This is a genomic window from Streptomyces sp. NPDC058221 (assembly GCF_042882365.1).
In the GTDB taxonomy this organism is placed as follows: Bacteria; Actinomycetota; Actinomycetes; order Streptomycetales; family Streptomycetaceae; genus Streptomyces.
Window position 1 is genome coordinate 12,699 of the sequence record NZ_JBHVWF010000003.1, and the last position, 17,410, is coordinate 30,108.

At 71.2% G+C, this 17,410-nt stretch carries 13 protein-coding genes and 2 pseudogenes; 6 read left to right on the forward strand and 9 right to left on the reverse strand.

The window, feature by feature from the left end; all coding sequences use genetic code 11:
• Positions 1-10: 10 nt before the first annotated feature.
• Entirely contained in the window at positions 11-1,966 is a 1,956-nt protein-coding gene (locus tag ACFVW8_RS01705; RefSeq protein WP_389685565.1) for an FUSC family protein, read from the forward strand.
• Positions 1,967-2,060: 94 nt separating this feature from the next.
• On the opposite strand, the gene ACFVW8_RS01710 is transcribed toward ACFVW8_RS01705, so the two are convergent.
• A complete protein-coding gene (locus ACFVW8_RS01710; protein WP_389685566.1) occupies positions 2,061-2,462 on the reverse strand; it encodes an RNA-binding S4 domain-containing protein in 402 nt (133 codons plus the stop codon).
• A 289-nt stretch (positions 2,463-2,751) separates the two neighbouring features.
• Here ACFVW8_RS01710 and ACFVW8_RS01715 point away from each other — a divergent pair, with 289 nt between their 5' ends.
• Complete coding sequence (locus ACFVW8_RS01715; protein ID WP_389685567.1) at positions 2,752-4,128, forward strand: VWA domain-containing protein; 1,377 nt, start codon at positions 2,752-2,754, stop codon at positions 4,126-4,128.
• Here the strand turns inward: ACFVW8_RS01715 and ACFVW8_RS01720 are convergent.
• Both ACFVW8_RS01720 and ACFVW8_RS01725 read right to left on the reverse strand, forming a co-directional pair.
• Positions 4,077-4,381, reverse strand: a pseudogene (locus tag ACFVW8_RS01720) (ATP-binding protein); the annotation flags it as partial. The gene ACFVW8_RS01715 and the pseudogene ACFVW8_RS01720 overlap by 52 nt on opposite strands.
• A pseudogene (locus ACFVW8_RS01725) lies at positions 4,309-4,647 on the reverse strand (response regulator); the annotation flags it as partial. The pseudogenes ACFVW8_RS01720 and ACFVW8_RS01725, both read right to left, overlap by 73 nt.
• 57 nt (positions 4,648-4,704) lie before the next feature.
• Between ACFVW8_RS01725 and metG the strand changes: the two are divergent.
• The 3 genes from metG (at position 4,705) to ACFVW8_RS01740 (ending at position 9,912) form a co-directional block, all read left to right on the forward strand.
• Positions 4,705-6,315 (forward strand): methionine--tRNA ligase, encoded by a 1,611-nt coding sequence (gene metG, locus ACFVW8_RS01730; RefSeq protein WP_389685568.1) that lies wholly within the window; start codon positions 4,705-4,707, stop codon positions 6,313-6,315.
• A 668-nt stretch (positions 6,316-6,983) separates the two neighbouring features.
• Positions 6,984-8,852: a bifunctional metallophosphatase/5'-nucleotidase gene (locus ACFVW8_RS01735; RefSeq protein WP_389685569.1), complete on the forward strand. Its 1,869-nt coding sequence runs from the start codon at positions 6,984-6,986 to the stop codon at positions 8,850-8,852.
• Positions 8,853-9,018: 166 nt separating this feature from the next.
• The gene (locus ACFVW8_RS01740; protein ID WP_389685570.1) at positions 9,019-9,912 is read left to right on the forward strand and encodes a phosphatidylinositol-specific phospholipase C domain-containing protein; all 894 of its coding nucleotides are present in this window, start codon (positions 9,019-9,021) and stop codon (positions 9,910-9,912) included.
• A 9-nt stretch (positions 9,913-9,921) separates the two neighbouring features.
• Here ACFVW8_RS01740 and ACFVW8_RS01745 read toward each other — a convergent pair whose 3' ends face one another.
• Entirely contained in the window at positions 9,922-11,199 is a 1,278-nt protein-coding gene (locus ACFVW8_RS01745) for an amidohydrolase (RefSeq protein WP_389685571.1), read from the reverse strand.
• The gene (locus ACFVW8_RS01750) at positions 11,196-12,614 is read right to left on the reverse strand and encodes an MFS transporter (RefSeq protein ID WP_389685572.1); all 1,419 of its coding nucleotides are present in this window, start codon (positions 12,612-12,614) and stop codon (positions 11,196-11,198) included. Before ACFVW8_RS01750 ends, ACFVW8_RS01745 begins: the two co-directional genes overlap by 4 nt.
• A 107-nt stretch (positions 12,615-12,721) precedes the next feature.
• Here ACFVW8_RS01750 and ACFVW8_RS01755 point away from each other — a divergent pair, with 107 nt between their 5' ends.
• Positions 12,722-13,741 carry an Lrp/AsnC family transcriptional regulator gene (locus tag ACFVW8_RS01755; protein WP_389685573.1) on the forward strand — a complete coding sequence of 340 codons (1,020 nt, stop codon included), beginning with the start codon at positions 12,722-12,724 and terminating at the stop codon, positions 13,739-13,741.
• Between the two features lie 51 nt (positions 13,742-13,792).
• Here the strand turns inward: ACFVW8_RS01755 and ACFVW8_RS01760 are convergent, their stop codons facing one another.
• The 4 genes from ACFVW8_RS01760 to ACFVW8_RS01775 all read right to left on the reverse strand — a co-directional run bounded on the left by ACFVW8_RS01760 (position 13,793) and on the right by ACFVW8_RS01775 (position 17,375).
• Entirely contained in the window at positions 13,793-15,199 is a 1,407-nt protein-coding gene (locus tag ACFVW8_RS01760) for a sensor histidine kinase (protein ID WP_389685574.1), read from the reverse strand.
• A complete protein-coding gene (locus ACFVW8_RS01765; RefSeq protein WP_389685575.1) occupies positions 15,196-15,924 on the reverse strand; it encodes a response regulator transcription factor in 729 nt (242 codons plus the stop codon). The genes ACFVW8_RS01760 and ACFVW8_RS01765 overlap by 4 nt, the downstream gene beginning before the upstream one ends.
• 82 nt (positions 15,925-16,006) lie before the next feature.
• Positions 16,007-16,207, reverse strand: a complete 201-nt coding sequence (locus ACFVW8_RS01770) for a hypothetical protein (RefSeq protein ID WP_389685576.1) — start codon at positions 16,205-16,207, stop codon at positions 16,007-16,009.
• 10 nt (positions 16,208-16,217) lie between these two features.
• Complete coding sequence (locus ACFVW8_RS01775) at positions 16,218-17,375, reverse strand: S1C family serine protease (protein ID WP_389685577.1); 1,158 nt, start codon at positions 17,373-17,375, stop codon at positions 16,218-16,220.
• Between the last annotated feature and the right edge of the window lie 35 nt (positions 17,376-17,410).

Here is a 17,410-nt window from a genome sequence, read left to right on the forward strand (position 1 = left end):
GGGGGACGCATTGGCCGGTACCGGGTCCGAGGCGGCTCCGCGACGGGGCACACCGCCCGTCTGGCTCCGCTACGGACTGCGCCCGCAGCCCACGCCCGTCCCGTGGGCGGCCGTCGCCCGCGCTTCCGTCGCCCTGGCCGCGCCGCTCGCCGCCGGATTCGCGGTCGACCGGCCGGTGTACGGGGCGCTCGTCTCCATGGGCGCGCTCTCCGGCGTGATCGGCGACACCGCCGACGCGTACCGGATGCGCATCCTCAACATCGCCGTGCCGCAGCTGTTCGGCGCCCTCGGCGTCATGATCGGCACGCTCGTGTTCGGGACGGGCTGGGCCGCCGTCGCCGTGCTCACGGCCGTCGGGCTGGTCTCCGGGATGATGTCGACGATCGGCGCCGTGGCCTCCGTCTCCGGTCTGCTGCTCCTGCTCAACTCGGTGGTGGGCGCCGGACTTCCGATGCCGAACCCCTGGTGGGTGGCGCCGCTGCTGCTGACGGTCGGCGGCCTCTTCGTCCTCGTCCTGACCCTGCTCGCCTGGCCGTTGCGGCGGAAGGCGCCGGAACGGGTGTCGGTCGCGGGGACGTACTGCGCGGTCGCCGATCTGCTCGCCGCCGCCGGCACCGACGCGTACGAGGAGAAGCGGCAGTCCGTCACCCACTCCCTGAACACGTCCTACGACCTGATCCTGGCCCGCCGCGCCCGCTACCACGGCCGCAGCGGGGCCATGGTGCGGTTGCTGTCCCAGCTCAACGTCGTCATCCCGCTGGTCGAGGCGGCGCCGGCCGTGCACGTACGGCGGATCACGCTGCCTCCCGAGATCCCGGCGGCGGTACGGAAGCTGGCCGACGACATCGAGGAGAGCCGCACCGGCGACGGCGAACCCGGCCTGCCCGCACCGGACTCGCCCGCCACCCGGGCGGTGGACAGCGCCCTGCGGCACGCGGCCGCCGTCGTCCACAAGGCCGAACCCGACCCGTACAACGTCGACGACCGGCTCGGCCGGCCCGCCGCACTCGGTGTACGCATCCGGCGCGCCACCCGCAACGTCCTGCTCTCCGGGCCCTCGTGGCGGTACGGGCTGCGCCTCGCGCTCTGCATCGGCCTGGCCCAGTCGCTGACCTCACTGGTCGACGTACCGCGCTCCTACTGGGTGGCCCTGACCGTCACCTTCGTGCTCAAGCCCGACTTCGGTTCGGTGTTCTCCCGTGCCGTGCTGCGTTCGGTGGGCACGGCCGCGGGCCTCGTCATCGCGGCGCCGGTCCTGGCGGAGGTGCCGATCGGCTGGTGGGACGTGCCGGTGATGACGCTGCTCGCCGCGCTGATCCCGGCGTTCACGGCGAAGGGTTACGCGTTCCAGACCGCGGCCGTCACCCCGGTGATCCTGCTCCTGTCCGACCTGCTGAACCACCAGGGCGTGGACCTGGTCCAGCCACGCTTCCTGGACAGCCTGATCGGCTGCGGCATCGTGCTGGTGGCCGGATACCTGCTGTGGCCGGAGAGCTGGCACACCCGGATCGGCCACCGTCTGGCGGACGCGGTGGCCGACATCGCGGACTATGTGGCCTACGCCTTCGAACCGGAGACACCGGGCGACCGGGCGGAGCGGGTGCGGGCCAGGCGCCGCATCTACCGCGATCTGTCGTCCGTACGCTCCGAGTTCCAGCGCGCCCTGACGGAACCGCCCCCGACCGGCCGCCGGGCTGCGGCCTGGTGGCCCCTGGTCGTCGCGGTGGAACGCATCGTGGACGCCACGACGGCGGCCCGGGTCCGCGTCAACCACGGGGCTCCGGAACCGGAACCGGCGGAGGTGGCCGAGGTGCAGCAGCAGCTCCGCGAACTGGCGGCGGGTATCAGGGCGAGCAAGGTCCTGGTGGAGGTACGCACCGAACTCCCGGGCGACGAGGAGGGCGTACTGGCCCCCCTGCGCCAGGAGGTAGCGGCAGCAAGAGCAATCGCCTCCCCACAGCCGTAACCACCCGCCCAATCAAGCCCGCCCGGCGATTGAGGGCATCTTTTCAAGCCCGTCCGGCGATTGAGGACACAGCGGCCACACCGGACGCCCCCGGTCACTCGACAGGCGGCTCCCCCCGCAACCGCTCCATCTCCCGCCGATCCCGCTTCGTCGGCCGCCCCGCCCCCCGATCCCGCACCGGCACCTGAATCGCGGTCTCGCGCGGCGGCGGAGGCGGGCTGTTGTCGACGAAGCACTCCGCCGCCACCGGAGGACCGACCCGCTTCTTCACGATCTTCGACACGACCACCACCCGGTCCCGCCCCGCATGCCGCAACCGCACCTCGTCGCCGACGCGCAACGCCTGCGCCGGCTTGGCGCGCTCACCGGCGACCCTCACATGACCCGCACGACAGGCCGCGGCCGCCTGCGCACGCGTCTTCGTCAGCCGGACCGACCAGATCCAGACGTCGACCCGAACGCTGCCCGCCGCCTGCGGCGCCTCACCGGAAACCATGCTTCCGACTCTAGTGCGCCGACCGCACAGGGACCCCCGGCTGCTCGTGTCAACCCGTCAACCCGGTAACCCGGCACTACAGGAGTACAGGTGAATGACGTACAACAGGCCACCACGGCACGGTGACAGGACTCGGTCCGGGATCGGTTTCGGCTCAGTTGTCCCACAGGTGGGCCGCGCCAACGAACGGCCGGATCCGGCCGCTAACCTTACGTATCCGCCCTGGCCAGGGATCAATTCCCGCAGTACGGACATTCATCGCACCCAACTCACGCGAAAGGCCTCGCCCATGGGCATTCGGAGCTTGCTGCGCAAGGTGTTCGGCCGTGACGCCACGGAGCAGGACGGCCCGACGACGGGTACGGTCCCGCCCCAGGCCGAGCGCACCCGGCCCACGGAGTCGGAGTCGGTGTCGGTGGACGAGCCGGTCGCCCGGCCCGATTCGGAGACCGAACCCGAGCCGGCCGCCAAGGCGTCGGTACCGGCCCCGGCCTCCTCCACCACGTCCCGGCCCGCAGCGTCCCCGTCCGCCAAGGACGACGGCGACCGGGCGACGGACCTGGTGGCGGCCGCCTTCGACAAGGCCGCCACTCCCGCACCCAAGGCCACTCCCACGGTTCCGTCGCAGGGCTCCGGGCCCAGGACGAAGGCCGCGGAGGCAACGGCGGAACCGGCCGAGGCCAAGGCGGTTGCCGAAGCCGAAGCCCCCGCCGCCGAGCCGGTCACCGCGGACACCACCGCCGAACCGGTCGCCGCCGACCCGGCCGTCACGGAGACCACCCCCGAGCCGATCACCATCGACATGGACCCGGAGCCCGAACCGGCACCGGAGCCCGAACCCGAACCGGCCGCTGCGGCAGCCCCCGCGCCCGCCCCGGAACCGGAACCCGCGCCCGCTGCGGCCGAGTCCGCACCCGAGCCGGCACCGGAACCTCTCACCGCGGCGACCACCGAAGCCGCTCCGGCAGCCCCCGCGGCCCTCGCCGACGGCAAGCCCGCGCTCCCCCTCGCCCGGGTCAAGACCCGCGCGCCGGAGCTCGTCGCCCCGTACAAGGCCGCCCAGGCGGCGCTGAAGGCGCACGGGCTGACCGGTCTGCGGGCCACGGTCTACCTGGTCCTGGACCGCTCCGGCTCCATGCGGCCGTTCTACAAGGACGGCAGCGCCCAGCACCTGGGCGACCGCACCGTCGCGCTCGCCGCGCACCTCGACGCGAGCGCGGCCGTCCAGGTCGTCTTCTTCTCGACGGACATCGACGGCACCGGCACGGTCGAGCTGGACGGCCACGCGGGCCGGATCGACGAGCTGAACGCGGGCCTCGGCCGGCTCGGCCGGACGAACTACCACCGCGCCGTCGAAGAGGTCGTCGCACTTCACGAGAAGTCCGGGGGCACCGGCCCGGCGCTGGTGATCTTCCAGACGGACGGCGCGCCGGACGCCAAGCAGGCGGCCCGGCAGGCGCTGACGGAGGCCGCACGGCTACCGCTGTTCTTCCAGTTCGTCGCGTTCGGCGAGCAGGACGCGAAGGGCTTCGACTTCCTGCGGAAGCTGGACGCCCCGAACGCCGGCTTCTTCCACGCCGGCCCCGCCCCGCGCGAGGTGCCGGACGCCGCGTTCTACCGCGAGGTGCTCGCCGCGCTGCCCGCCTGGGTCGCCGCCGGCGCCTGATCCACCGGCAGACGCACGGTCACGGCGAGGCCGCCCTCCGGGCCCGGCACCGCCGTGACCGTGCCACCGTGCGCCACCGCTATAGAACGTATGATCGAAAACCCGAGTCCCGAGCCGGGCCCATCCGGTCCCCCCGCACCGCGCACGGCACGGTCTCCACGGTCACCCCCGGATGCCGCCCCGCCTCCTCCGCCACCACCTGGGCCAGGTCCACGGCCTCCCGCTCGCCCTCGGCGAGCCCAGGTCGAGCCCGGAGACCCGGTCCTCCATGGACCCGGCGGCGGTGAGCATCAGGATCCTGGTCCGGGAGCCGGAGGCCACGAGTCCGCGGGCCACGTCGTCGCCGTGCACCCGGGGCAGATCGCGGTCCAGGACGACGACGTCGTAGTCGTGCAGCCCCAGATAGGCCTGGGCGGCATCACCGCTGTACACCGTGTCGACGGCGAACCCGGCCCGCCGCAGCCCGGTGGCGACCAGCTCCGCCAGGATCTCCTCGTCCTTTCGCAAAGCTCTCCGCATCCGCTCCCACGTTTATCGGTGTGAGTGGATCTCCCACGGACCGTTAGGATTTCGACCATGGCGGCCACTGGATCAGAGAAGCAGGGGGGCGAGGACGTGAAGAGTTTCTACGTCTCCACCCCCATTTACTACGTCAACGACGCTCCTCACCTGGGCCACGCCTATACGACCGTCGCAGGCGACGTGCTCACCCGCTGGCACCGCCAGCGCGGCGAGAAGGTGTGGTACCTCACCGGCACGGACGAGCACGGTCAGAAGATCATGCGCACGGCCGAGGCGAACAACGTCACGCCCCAGGCGTGGTGCGACAAGCTCGTCGAGGAGGCCTGGAAGCCCCTCTGGGAGCACCTCGACATCGCGAACGACGACTTCATCCGTACGACGGAGAAGCGGCACACCGACCGTGTGCAGGAGTTCGTGCAGGACCTCTACGACAAGGGCGAGATCTACAAGGGCGGGTACGAGGGCCCCTACTGCGTGGGCTGCGAGGAGTACAAGCTCCCCGGCGACCTCATCGAGGCCGAGGACGGCACGAAGCTGTGCCCGATCCACAAGAAGCCGGTGGAGCTCCTCAAGGAGGAGAACTACTTCTTCAAGCTCAGCGAGTACGGCCCGAAGCTGCTCGAGTTCTACGCGGCCAACCCCGGGTTCATCCAGCCCGAGTCGGCGCGCAACGAGGTCGTGAACTTCGTGAAGCAGGGTCTCCAGGACCTGTCGATCTCACGCTCGACCTTCGACTGGGGCGTCCCGGTGCCGTGGGACGACAAGCACGTCATCTACGTGTGGGTCGACGCACTGCTCAACTACGCGACGGCGGTCGGCTACGGCGCCAACCAGGAGAAGTTCGACTCCACGTTCCCGGCCGATGTGCACCTGGTCGGCAAGGACATCCTGCGCTTCCACGCGGTGATCTGGCCCGCGATGCTGATGGCCCAGGGTCTGCCGCTGCCGGGCAAGGTCGTCGCCAACGGCTGGCTGATGGTCGGCGGCGAGAAGATGTCGAAGTCGAACCTGACCGGCATCAAGCCGCAGGACCTGACCTCGCACTTCGGCGTGGACGCCTACCGCTGGTACTTCCTGCGGGCCATCGCCTTCGGCAGCGACGGCTCGTTCTCCTGGGAGGACTTCACCGCCCGCTACACCTCCGAGCTCGCCAACGACTACGGCAACCTGGCCTCGCGCCTCGCGGCCATGGTCGGCAAGTACTACGGCGGCGTGCTCCCCGAGGCCACGGCCGCGGGCGAGGCCGAGCAGGCCGTACGGGACGGGCTGACGAAGGCCGTCGCCGCGGCCGACCTGAAGATCGGCGAGGAGCTGGACTTCCAGGCCGGCATCCTGGCGATCTTCGACTTCGTGAAGCAGGTCAACGGCTACATCACGGAGCAGGAGCCGTGGAAGGTCGCCAAGGACGAGTCGCCGGAGGGCCGGGCCCGTCTCGCGACGATCCTGTACACGGCCGCCGAGGCGCTGCGCGGTGTCGCGGTCCTGCTGAACCCCGTCATGCCGGACACCTCGCAGAAGCTGTGGGAGTGCCTGGGCGCCGAGGAGTCCCTGGGCGCGCTGTCCGACCAGCTCGTGCGGGAGGCCGCCGACTGGGGCCGGCTGTCGCCGGGCGCGACGGTGACGAAGGGCGCGGTGCTGTTCCCGCGCCTGGATGAGAAGCCGTAGGCCCCTTCGGGGCCGGGTCTTCGGGTGGGGCGTCGGGCCCCGTGTCGTTTGCCCCCTTCCGGGGTGCGGGGTTCCGTCCTCAATCGCCGGACGGGCTTGGTTGTGCGGGTGCCCCGCGAGGGCGCCTGCCCGGTGGGTGGGGGTTCGGGGTCCCTCCGGGGCGTCTCCTCAAACGACGAACGTTCCGCGGGTACGCGGAGGACCCGGGTATCTGTTCGTCGTCCTGCGGGGACTCCCCTGCACGCCCCCGAACCCGCCCGTCGCGCGTCTGCGACAGTCGCGAAGCCGGTGTGCAGACGCGAGTGGCGCTGGGGTGGGGACGTGCAGGGGAGTCCCCGCAGGAAATGGCGTACGACCCGGCCCCCCTCTCGGACCCGGGTGAACACGCCATTTTTGAGGAGACGCCCCGGAGGGGCACCGCCCCCCACCCACCGGGCAAGGCGCACCCCGCGGGGAACCCAATCAAGCCCGTCCGGCGCTTGAGGACAAAAGGCCGGCACCCCGGAAGCCCGCCCCCGTATGGGTGAATGGCCCCGTTCCGATCGGGCGGCAACCAGTTCGTAACCCCGGACACCTGTTGCGCTACGCGCGTTGACTCTAGGCTGCGGCACGCAGTCTCCAGACTCGTCACCACTCCCACAACTCCCGCTGAACTCACAAGGGGACCGATGTCAGCGACACCGCAGAAGAACCGTGCGTCCCGGCGGGTGCTCGCCGCCGCGGCCGGTCTTGCCACCGTCGGAGCACTCGTCGCGGCCATGCCGGCCGGCGCGCAGGAGCGCGGGCACGGGCACGGCAAGGGCCACGGCCATCACGCGCCGGCCCGGACCGTCGACGTGCAACTGCTGTCCTTCAACGATCTGCACGGCAACCTGGAGCCGCCGGCCGGCTCGGCCGGCACGGTCGACGAGACGCAGGCCGACGGCACGACGAAGGCCGTTCCGGCCGGGGGCGTCGAGTACCTCGCCTCCTCACTGCGCACCGCGCGCAAGGGCCACCCGTACTCGATCACCGCGGCCGGTGGCGACATGGTGGGGGCGAGCCCGCTGCTGTCGGGGCTCTTCCACGACGAGCCGACCATCGAGGCACTCAACAAGATCGACCTCGATGTGACGAGCGTCGGCAACCACGAGTTCGACGAGGGCGCCACCGAGCTGGCCCGCCTCCAGAACGGCGGCTGCCACCCGGTCGAGGGGTGCTACGAGGAGGGCAAGACGTTCAAGGGCGCCGACTTCCCGTACCTGGCCGCCAATGTGACGGACGAGAAGACCGGGAAGCCGATCCTCAAGCCGTACACGGTGTGGAAGAAGAACGGCGTCAAGGTCGGCTTCATCGGGGTGACCCTGGAGGGCACGCCGGACATCGTGACGGCCAACGGCGTCAAGGGCCTGAAGTTCCACGACGAGATCGAGACGGTCAACAAGTACGCCAAGGAGCTGGACCGGCAGGGCGTGAAGTCCATCGTCGCCCTGATCCACGAGGGCGGCGCCCCCGCCTCGTCGTCGTACAACTACGACTGCGACAGCCCGGGTGCCGGTGACGGCGTCTCCGGACCGATCACCGACATCGCCAAGGGCATCTCGCCGAAGGTCGACGCGCTGGTGACGGGCCACACCCACCAGGCGTACGTGTGCACGATCCCGGACCCGGCGGGCAATCCGCGCCTGGTCACCTCGGCCTCGTCGTTCGGCAAGCTGTACACGGACACGACGCTCACCTACGACCGTCGCACCAAGGACATCGTGCGCACCGCGGTGAAGGGTTCCGGCACCGCCTCAAAGCACCCCGCGCCCGCCAACCCGGTCTCCGCGAACCACATCGTGAGCAGGGACCAGGCGCCGGCCACGGACCTGACGTCCCTCATCGCGCGCTGGAACACCCTCGCGGCGCCGATCGCGAACCGGCCACAGGGTTACATCACGGCCGACATCAACGGCCGCGGCTCCACGGCCCCGGAGAAGCCGCTCGGCGACCTGATCGCGGACGCGCAGCTGGAGGGTCTCGCCCCGGCGGACAAGGGCGGGGCGGTCCTCGCCCTCATGAACCCGGGCGGCATCCGTGCCGACCTGGTGCACAAGGCGTCGGGCAGTGAGGGCGACGGTGTGGTGACGTACGGGGAGTCGTTCACCGTGCAGCCCTTCACCAACATGATGAACGTCCTCGACCTGACCGGTGAGCAGCTGGTCACCGCGCTCCAGCAGCAGGTCAGCGGCTCGAACGAGGCCAGCCCGAAGATCCTTCAGGTGTCCAAGGGCCTCACGTACACGCTGGACATGACGAAGTCGGGCGCCGACCGGGTGGTCACCGACACGGTTCGGTTGAACGGCGAGGCGATCGACCCCGCCAAGACGTACCGCGTCGCGATGAACGAGTTCCTGGCGGGCGGCGGCGACGGCTTCGCGGCGCTCGGTGAGGGCACCGACAAGCTGGTCGGCGCGTCCGACCTGGATGTCTTCAACGACTACCTGGCCGCGCACTCCACGGCCGACGCGCCGCTCGCGCCCCCGGCGACGGACCGGATCACGGTCGTTCAGTAGGGCGTGCCGTACGACGGATGCGCGGGCCGGGCGGTTGCTCCGGCCCGCGCATCCGTCGTTCCCGGGCCGCTCGCGGGCGATGCAGGCCACGCCCTGTTCCCGTCCTGTTGTGTACGGGTCATAATCCGGGGGCTGACCCCCACACGGCACCCGGAGGCGTCCCCGCATGAGCCCGTACACAGCCAACCGCCGGAACTTCCTGGCCGGCGCACTGGCCGTCTCGGCCACCGCACTTCTGGGCGGGGCACCTGCCCACGCCTCGACCCGGCAGGCCCTGACCACGCAGGACTGGATGAGCGGTATCGCGGACGCAACCGCCTTGCAGCGCCTCACGATTCCCGGCTCGCACGACTCCGGCGCCCGTTACGGCGGGCCCTGGACCGAGTGCCAGAACACGACGATCGCCGAGCAGCTGAACAGCGGGCTGCGCTTTCTCGACGTGCGGTGCCGGATCACTGACGGCTCCTTCGCGATCCACCACGGGGCCTCGTACCAGAACCTGATGTTCGGCGATGTGCTGGGCGCCTGCTGGGACTTCCTGGCGGCGCACCCGACCGAGACCGTGCTGATGAGGGTCAAGCAGGAGTACTCGGAGGAGAGCGACGCGGCGTTCCGGGCGGTCTTCGACGACTACCTCGACGGCAGGGGCTGGCGGCCGCTGTTCCGCATCGACTCCGCGCTGCCGGCGCTGGGCGAGGCGCGCGGCAAGGTGGTGCTGCTCGCCGACAACGGCGGTCTGCCCGGGGTGCGTTACGCCGACCCGGCGCTGTTCGACATCCAGGACGACTACATGGCGGAGCCGTTCGCCAAGTACCCGAAGATCGAGGACCAGTTCCGCAAGGCCGCCGCGGAGCCGGGGAAGCTGTTCATGAACTACGTGAGCACCGCCGCCCTGCTGCCGCCCCGCTCGAACGCGGACCGGCTCAACCCGCAGGTCCAGTCGTTCCTGGACGGTGCGGAGGCGTCCGGATGGACCGGTCTCGGCGTCGTCCCGCTGGACTTCCCCGCGACCCGGTCGGGGCTGGTGGAGTCGCTGATCCGGCACAACCCGACTGGCTGAGCGCGGAGTTCACAGGGCGCGGGGCGGGCGCGCGGGGCGGTGCAGCTCGCGTTGACGAGCGGCGTGAGGATCCCGTGGGCGGCCGCGCTGTGGAAGGGGCTCCTCCCCCGTGCGGACGACTGCCTCTCGGGTCAGCCGGGCGCGCTCCGCCTGATCCAGCGCGGCACGTGCCGCGGTCAGGGCGAGGCCGAACGCTCCGTCGAGGATCGCCTCGTCCGCGGACGGCGACGTGCCGTGGTCGGCGAACGCGGCGGTGTGCGGCGTCGCGTCGCCCACCTCGTACCCGAGAAGCGGATGGATGGCCGGGACGACATGGGACACGTTGCCCATGTCGGTCGACGCGACCGCGGCGTCGGTCAGCTCGACGGTCCGGCCGCGGGCGGCCATCGCGTCCCGGTAGGACAGGGCCAGCGAGGTGTCCTGGCGGAGGTCGGCGAAGTCGTTGCCGACCCGGGCGAGCTCCATGGTGCAACCCGTCGCGAGGGCACCCGCCTCCAGGCAGGCGCGCACGCGTTGCTGGATCACTCGCAGGCCCTCGATGGACGGCGACCGCATCTCGATCGACGCCCGGGCCCGCTCGGGGATCACGTTGACGGCACGGCCGCCCTCGGTCGTGATCGTCGAGACGACGGAACGCGGAGGGAGCTGTTGCCGGGCCAGGGCGATGGCCGTCTGCGCGATCACGAGGGCGTCGAGTGCGTTGACACCGCGGTCCGGCGCGGCCGCGGCGTGGGCGGGAGCCCCGGTGAAGGTGACGTCCCACTGGCACAGGGCGAGCGAGCGTCCGCCGACGGCGTCGTGGTCCGATGCATGGGCCATCATCGCCAGCGCCACGTCGTCGAAGTGGCCGCTGTCGATCAGACTGGCCTTGCCGCCGAAGGTCTCCTCCGCAGGGGTTCCCAGGACCTTCACGCTCACATCGAGCGCCTCGGCGAGCGGGCCGAGGACGAGAGCCGCGCCGACCGCGGTGGCGGCGTTCACGTTGTGCCCGCACGCATGGCCCATGCCCGGCAGAGCGTCGTACTCGACGCAGATGGCCACCACCATGGGCGCGTCGCCCTTCCGGAAGCAGAACGCGGTGGGGAGGTCCGCCGGTGTCGGCTCCTGCGCGAAGCCGGCGTCGCTCAGCAGCGCGCTGATGCGCTGTGCCGCGCGGACCTCATCGCCACCGAGCTCGGGGTCGGCGTGCAGGGCGTGGCTCAGGGCGACGAGCGGCTCGCGGTGCTCGTCGAGGAGGGCGGAGACCCGGTCGACGATGTCGTCCGGCACGCCGGCGAGGCCCGTCACGCGATCACCTCGTCCCCGCCGACGGCCGTGGGCCGGGCGTAGCGCAGGCCTATCAGGGAGGCGACCAGCGCACCGGCCGCCAGCGTCGCCCAGATCGCGACCAGTCCGCGCGAGGTGATGTGACCGTCTGACAGGAAGGCCGACGACAGCAGTTTGACGACGGCGGCGCCGACCGCGATGCCTATGGACAACGCCAGTTCATTGATGCCGGCAGCGGTGGCGGTCAGGCCGGCAGACACACCTTCCACCGAGAGGGCACGGGTGCAGGCCTGGTACAGGCCGAGGCCGATACCGAAGAGCGCGAGCCCGGCGCAGTACCCGGGCAGCGAACGGTGGAGCAGAGCCATCGTCGCGAACGCTGCGCACAGCACCAGTCCGGAGCCGGCCAGGGTGGGACGCTCGCCGGCCCGGCGCATCAGCCGGGTGGTGAGCAACGAGGCGGCGAAGGACGTGGCGGACACGACGAGGAACAGGGAGGCGATCTGGAGTGAGCTGAGCCCGAACCCGTAGCCGGCCTCTTCGGAGTGGGAGAAGAGGAAGAGGGCGTTGGTGCTGATGTAGCTGATCGAGGCGAAGCCGAAGAAGAACGTCGCACCCGACACCACACGCACCTGCGGCAGCTTGAACATCGACAGGTCGACGAAGGTGCGCTGCCGCGTGGAGTCCCACCGTGCCCAGACCGCGAGCAGCAGGATTCCGCCCACGCCCGACGCGACGGTGCGCGGATCCGTCCAGCCCCAGTCCGAGCCCATGGAGATGGCCGTGACGGACCCGATGAGGCCGAGCGAACAGGCGAGCAGGGGGACGACGGCGATGGGTTCGTGAGTGCCGGCGCCGACGTCGGGCACGAGCCGGACGAGAACGAGTGCGAGGACGGCGAAGGGAACGGCGACCCAGAACCCGTGGGTGGGCGTGTGTCTGCCCACCAGCCCGGCGAGCAGCCCGCCGAGGCCGACGGTGGCCATCAGGACCGCGATCATCGCGCTGACCCCGGTGCGCGTATGGCGAGGTCCTGCCGATCGCACGATGCCCAGCATGAGCGGGATGAACCCGACCACGCTGGAGAGCAGGACGACGCCGGTCATGACGGTCCACAGCCTGGGGTACACCGCCATCAGGACGACCCCCACCGTCACCAGCACGATGTTCGCCCGGAGAACCGGGCGATATCCCCAGGAGTCGCCGAGCTTCGAGATGATGGGCGTCAGCACGGCGAAGCCGAGCTGCGACAGCAGGAAGATGCCGTTGATCGTGGCGTCGTTGATCGACAGCACGGGGCCGAGCGCCGGCAGAAGCGGATTGATGTAGCCCTGCGTGATGCCGCTGAGAGCCTCGATCAGGGCCATCGCCACAATGACGGTGCCGATACTCCGGCTGATCGGCAGTCGTGCGTCGGCCCGGGGTTCTGTCCCCATCGCGTCCTCACTCTCACTCGTCCGGCTGTGGTAGAAGGAGTGCCAAGCTAGGTCGCCGCCCATAGGAATCCGGAAATCCGACGAGAACAGCCATGGGAAGCCGCAGGATGCAAGAATCAGCCAAGCTGTCGGAACTGGATCTCGCGATCGTCAACGCGCTGCAGATCAGTCCGCGCGGTGAGTGGTCCCGCATCGGCGCGGCCCTCGGCATCACGGGTGCCACCGCGGCACGGCACTGGGAGCGGCTCACGCGGGAGGGCCTCGCCTGGATCGCGACCATGCCAGGACCCCGGTTCGCCGACGACGGGACCACCGCCCATGTCTTTCTCTCGGCCGAACCCAAGTACCACGTCGCACTCGCCGAACGGCTGTGCGAGGAGCCGGTCGCTGCCACGGTCGCACGCGTCACCGGTGGACACGACTTCCGCCTCGACTGCTTCACCCGCAGGCAGGAGAGCCTGGATCAGATCATTTCCGAGCGGCTCTCCGGGCTCCCGGGCGTCACGCGTACGGAGACCGCGTACGTCACCCGGGTGCACCGGCAGAGTTCCTCATGGCGCAGCGGTGTACTCGACCAGCAGCAGTCACGGTCGGTGGCCGTCGCGTCTCCGGCCACGCACGGCCGGCGGGCGGCCTTCGACTCGGTCGACTCGGCCCTGCTCGACGCGCTCGGCGGTGACGGCCGTCTCAGCTGGGCAGAGCTCGGCGCGTGCTGCGGCGTCTCCCCGCAGACCGCACGCAGGCGGGTGGAGCAGCATCTGGCATCCGGCCACCTCGCCCTGCGCTGCGAGTTCGCGGCGTCGGCCGCCCGTCCCGTCCGGGAGGCGAGCCTGATCCTCAACGTCCCCGCGAGCCGCCTGGAGGACGTCGGCCGGTACGTGGCCGGCCTGCCCAACTGCCGGGTGAGCGTCCAAGTCCTCAGCGTGCACAACCTGGTGGCGACGTTCTGGGTCCACGACCTGAACGAGATCCACGCGTACGAGACGGAGATCGAGGCCCGCGCTCCGGGAACGGTTGCGATCTCCCGGAGTGTGACCGTACGCACCTACAAGCGCGTCGGCCACCTCCTGGACCGGGAGGGCCGCAGCGTCGGACGGGTGCCCCTGCCGATGTGGCGGCCGGAATGAACCGGCCTCGGGACCCCGGACTTCCCACATCGGAAGCATCCCTCGCCGCGCTCACCCCTGCGGCGTCTCCGGTGGCGGCTGGGGTGCCCCCGGCAGGCTGATCGAGGCCTCCGTGCCGCCGCCCGGCGCCGGGCGCAGGCCGATCTCGCCGCCGGCCTGCTGGACCGTACGCGCGACGATCGACAGGCCGAGGCCCGAGCCGGGGAGCTGGCGGGCCGACGGGGAGCGCCAGAAGCGTTCGAAGACGTGCGGGAGCTCGTCGGACGGGATGCCGGGGCCGTGGTCGCGGACCGTCAGTTCGCCCCGGTGCAGGACCACGTCGATCGTGCCGTGGGGCGGGCTGAACTTCACCGCGTTGTCCAGGACGTTGACGACCGCACGCTCCAGCGCGGCCGGTTCGGCCCGTACGTACCAGGGGGCCAGCTCCGCCGTGACGGTCAGCTCGGGGCCGCGCAGGCGGGCCCGCTGCAGGGCGGTGCGGGTGATGTCGTGCAGGGCGACCACCTGGAGCGGCCCGGGCTGGGTGGCGTCCGGGCGGGCCAGTTCCTGGAGGTCGCCGATGAGCGCGGCCAGCTCGGTCATCTGGGCCTTGACCGAGGACATCAGCGCCTTGCGGTCGTCCGGCGGGATCGCCCGGCCGGTGTCGTCGCTGCGGGCGAGGAGCTCCACGTTGGTGCGCAGCGAGGTCAGGGGGGTGCGCAGCTCATGGCCTGCGTCCGCGATCAGCTGGGCCTGGCGGTCCCGGGAGGTGGCGAGCGAGGCGGCCATCGAGTTGAAGGAACGGGACAGCCGCGCGATCTCGTCCTCGCCCTCGACCGGGATGCGGACGGTGAGGTCCTCGGTGCGGGCCACGTGTTCGACGGCCTCGGTCAGTTCGTCGACGGGACGCAGTCCGGAGCGGGCGACCCAGAGGCCGGCGGCGCCGGCGCCGATGACGCCTATGCCGGAGACGAGGAGGAGGACCCAGGCGAGGGTGGAGAGCGGTTTGTCGATCTCGCTCAGGGGACGGCCGATGGAGACGGCCAGATCGGTGGGCCCCTTCACGGGGGTGGTGTAGACGCGCATCTTCACGCCGTCCGCGTCGGTCACCGTCTTCAGCGTGTTGGGCCGCTGGTGGTTCACCACTGCGAGGTCGGCCCCGCTCACCGGGAGCTCCGACGAATCAGGAGCGAGACAGACCGTCCCCTGGGAGTTGATGAGCTGGACGGTGAGACCGGAGTACGGCCGGGGTGGGCTCGGGGCGGCGTTCTGGCAGTAGTTGTACAGCTGGGTGAGGTAGCGCTCGTCGACGCTGGAACCCCGCAGCGTCGTATCCCGCTGCTCCTCCAGCTGGCCCTTCGTCACGAACCAGCACGCCACCGCCACCGCCGCCACCGCCACCGCCACCGCGGTCGCGACGAGCAGTGCGAGCCGGGAACGGAGTGGCAGGGCGCGGATGCGCTGCAGGGGTCCCGTCATCCGTCCCCACCCCCGGACCGCAGCGCGTACCCCACGCCCCGGACCGTGTGGACCAGGCGCGGTTCGCCGCCCGCCTCGGTCTTGCGGCGCAGGTACATCACGTACACGTCCAGGGAGTTGGAGCTCGGTTCGAAGTCGAAGCCCCACACCGCCTTGAGGATCTGCTCGCGGGTCAGCACCTGGCGCGGGTGCGCCAGGAACATCTCCAGCAGGGTGAACTCGGTGCGGGTCAGCTCCACGCGGCGGGTGCCGCGGGTGACCTCGCGGGTGGCGAGGTCCATCTTCAGATCGGCGAAGGACAGCACGTTGTCGTCGGGGAGGGGGCCCGCCGCGGCCGCGTACGAACTGCGGCGCAGCAGGGCCCGGATGCGGGCGAAGAGCTCGTCCAGCTCGAAGGGCTTGACCAGGTAGTCGTCGGCGCCCGCGTCGAGTCCGGTGACGCGGTCGCCGACGGTGTCACGGGCGGTGAGCATCAGGATGGGCGTGGTGGTGCCCGTGGAACGGATGCGGCGGGCGGCGGTCAGCCCGTCCATCCGCGGCATCTGGATGTCGAGGACGATGAGGTCGGGGGTGTACGACTCCGCCTTGGCGAGGGCGTCGAGGCCGTCGACGGCGACCTCGGTGCCGTATCCCTCGAACGCGAGGCTGCGTTGCAGGGCCTCGCGCACGGCGGGCTCGTCGTCGACGATCAGGATGCGCTGCGGATCGTCTTCGGCGGGGCTCATCGCTGCTGCGTCCTCTTCTCGTTCCGTGCCGGGGCGGCACCGTGGTGCTCCGCCCCAGGGCCTCTCGTTCGGCCCGGGCCTCTCAGCCTCGCACGGCCGTGGCGCGGCGTCGCGCGGCACGGCGTCTGCGGCTGCCGCCGGTACGGAGCTCCGCGGCGCGGGGCTCCCCGTCGGCGTTGCGCTCCGTGTCCCGTTCCGCGGAGCGCTCGGCGAGGTACGCGACGAGCGCGAGCGGCAGGGTCAGCCCCGCGGGTCCCGCGGGGCTTTCGTCCGGGTGGTGCATGGCTGTCTCCTCAGGAGCTGTCGCCGGCCCGCAGGGCGTCGAGGTCGGCCTTGAGGGTGTTCACCGGGATGGCGAAGCCGAGGCCGACGCTTCCCGCGCCGGAGCTCTCGGAGCCCGAGGACGAACTCGCCGAGTACATCGCGGAGTTGATGCCGATGATCTCGCCGTTCATGTTGATCAGCGCGCCGCCGGAGTTACCCGGGTTGAGCGAGGCGTCGGTCTGGAGGGCCTTGTACGTGGTGGTGGACTCGCCGGTGTCGCCGTTGAACTGCTTGCCGCCGAACTCGAACGGCCACTCCTGTCCGCCGCCCTGGCCGCCCTGGCCCTGTCCCTGCTGCTGGCTCTGGCTGTCGCCGTCCTCCTTGGCGACCGTGACGTCCCGGTCGAGCGCGGACACGATGCCGCTGGTGACGGTGCCGGTGAGGCCCTCGGGTGAGCCGATCGCGACGACCTGGTCGCCGACGGCGACCTTGGAGGAGTCGCCGAGCGTGGCCGTCTTCAGCCCGCTCGCGCCCTGGAGCTTGATCAGCGCGAGGTCCTTGTCGGGGTCGGTGCCGACGACGTCCGCGGTGTACGTCTTGCCGGTGCTGAGCGTCACCTTGACCGAGGAGGAGCCCGCGACGACGTGGTTGTTGGTGATGATCTCGCCGTCGGACGTGATGATCACGCCGGATCCGGTGGACTGGCCCGCGGTCGAGGTCGCGCTGATCTCGACGATCGTCGGTGACAGGGCCGCGGCCACGCCGGAGACGGTGCCCTTGCTGCTCTGCGAGACCGTGGTGCCGGGGATGACGCCGCTGCTGGTGCCGGCCGTGCCGTGGTCGGTGAGCTGCCCGATCACGGTGGCGGTGCCGCCGCCCACGATCGCCGCCGCGACGGCCACCGCCGCGAGGAGCGCGACCGGCCGGCGGGCCCGGCGCCGGGAGGCGGGCGGCTCGGGTGCCGGCTGCGTCGGCCCGGGGCCGTGGAGACCGTCACCGCCGCCGTGGCCCGTACCGCCGGTGTCGTGCCCGTCGGCGTTGCCGGGGGCGGGCCACACGGTGGTTCCGGGGCCTGTGCTGACCGGCTGCACGGGCTGGTATGACGGCGGCGGCGGGTAGGCCGCGTCGCCGTTGCCGTACGAGGGGTACATCGGGTACTCGCCGCTCGGGCGCTGGCTCTCTGTCATGTCTACGAGGATGTCCAGCCAAGATGAGAGGAGCG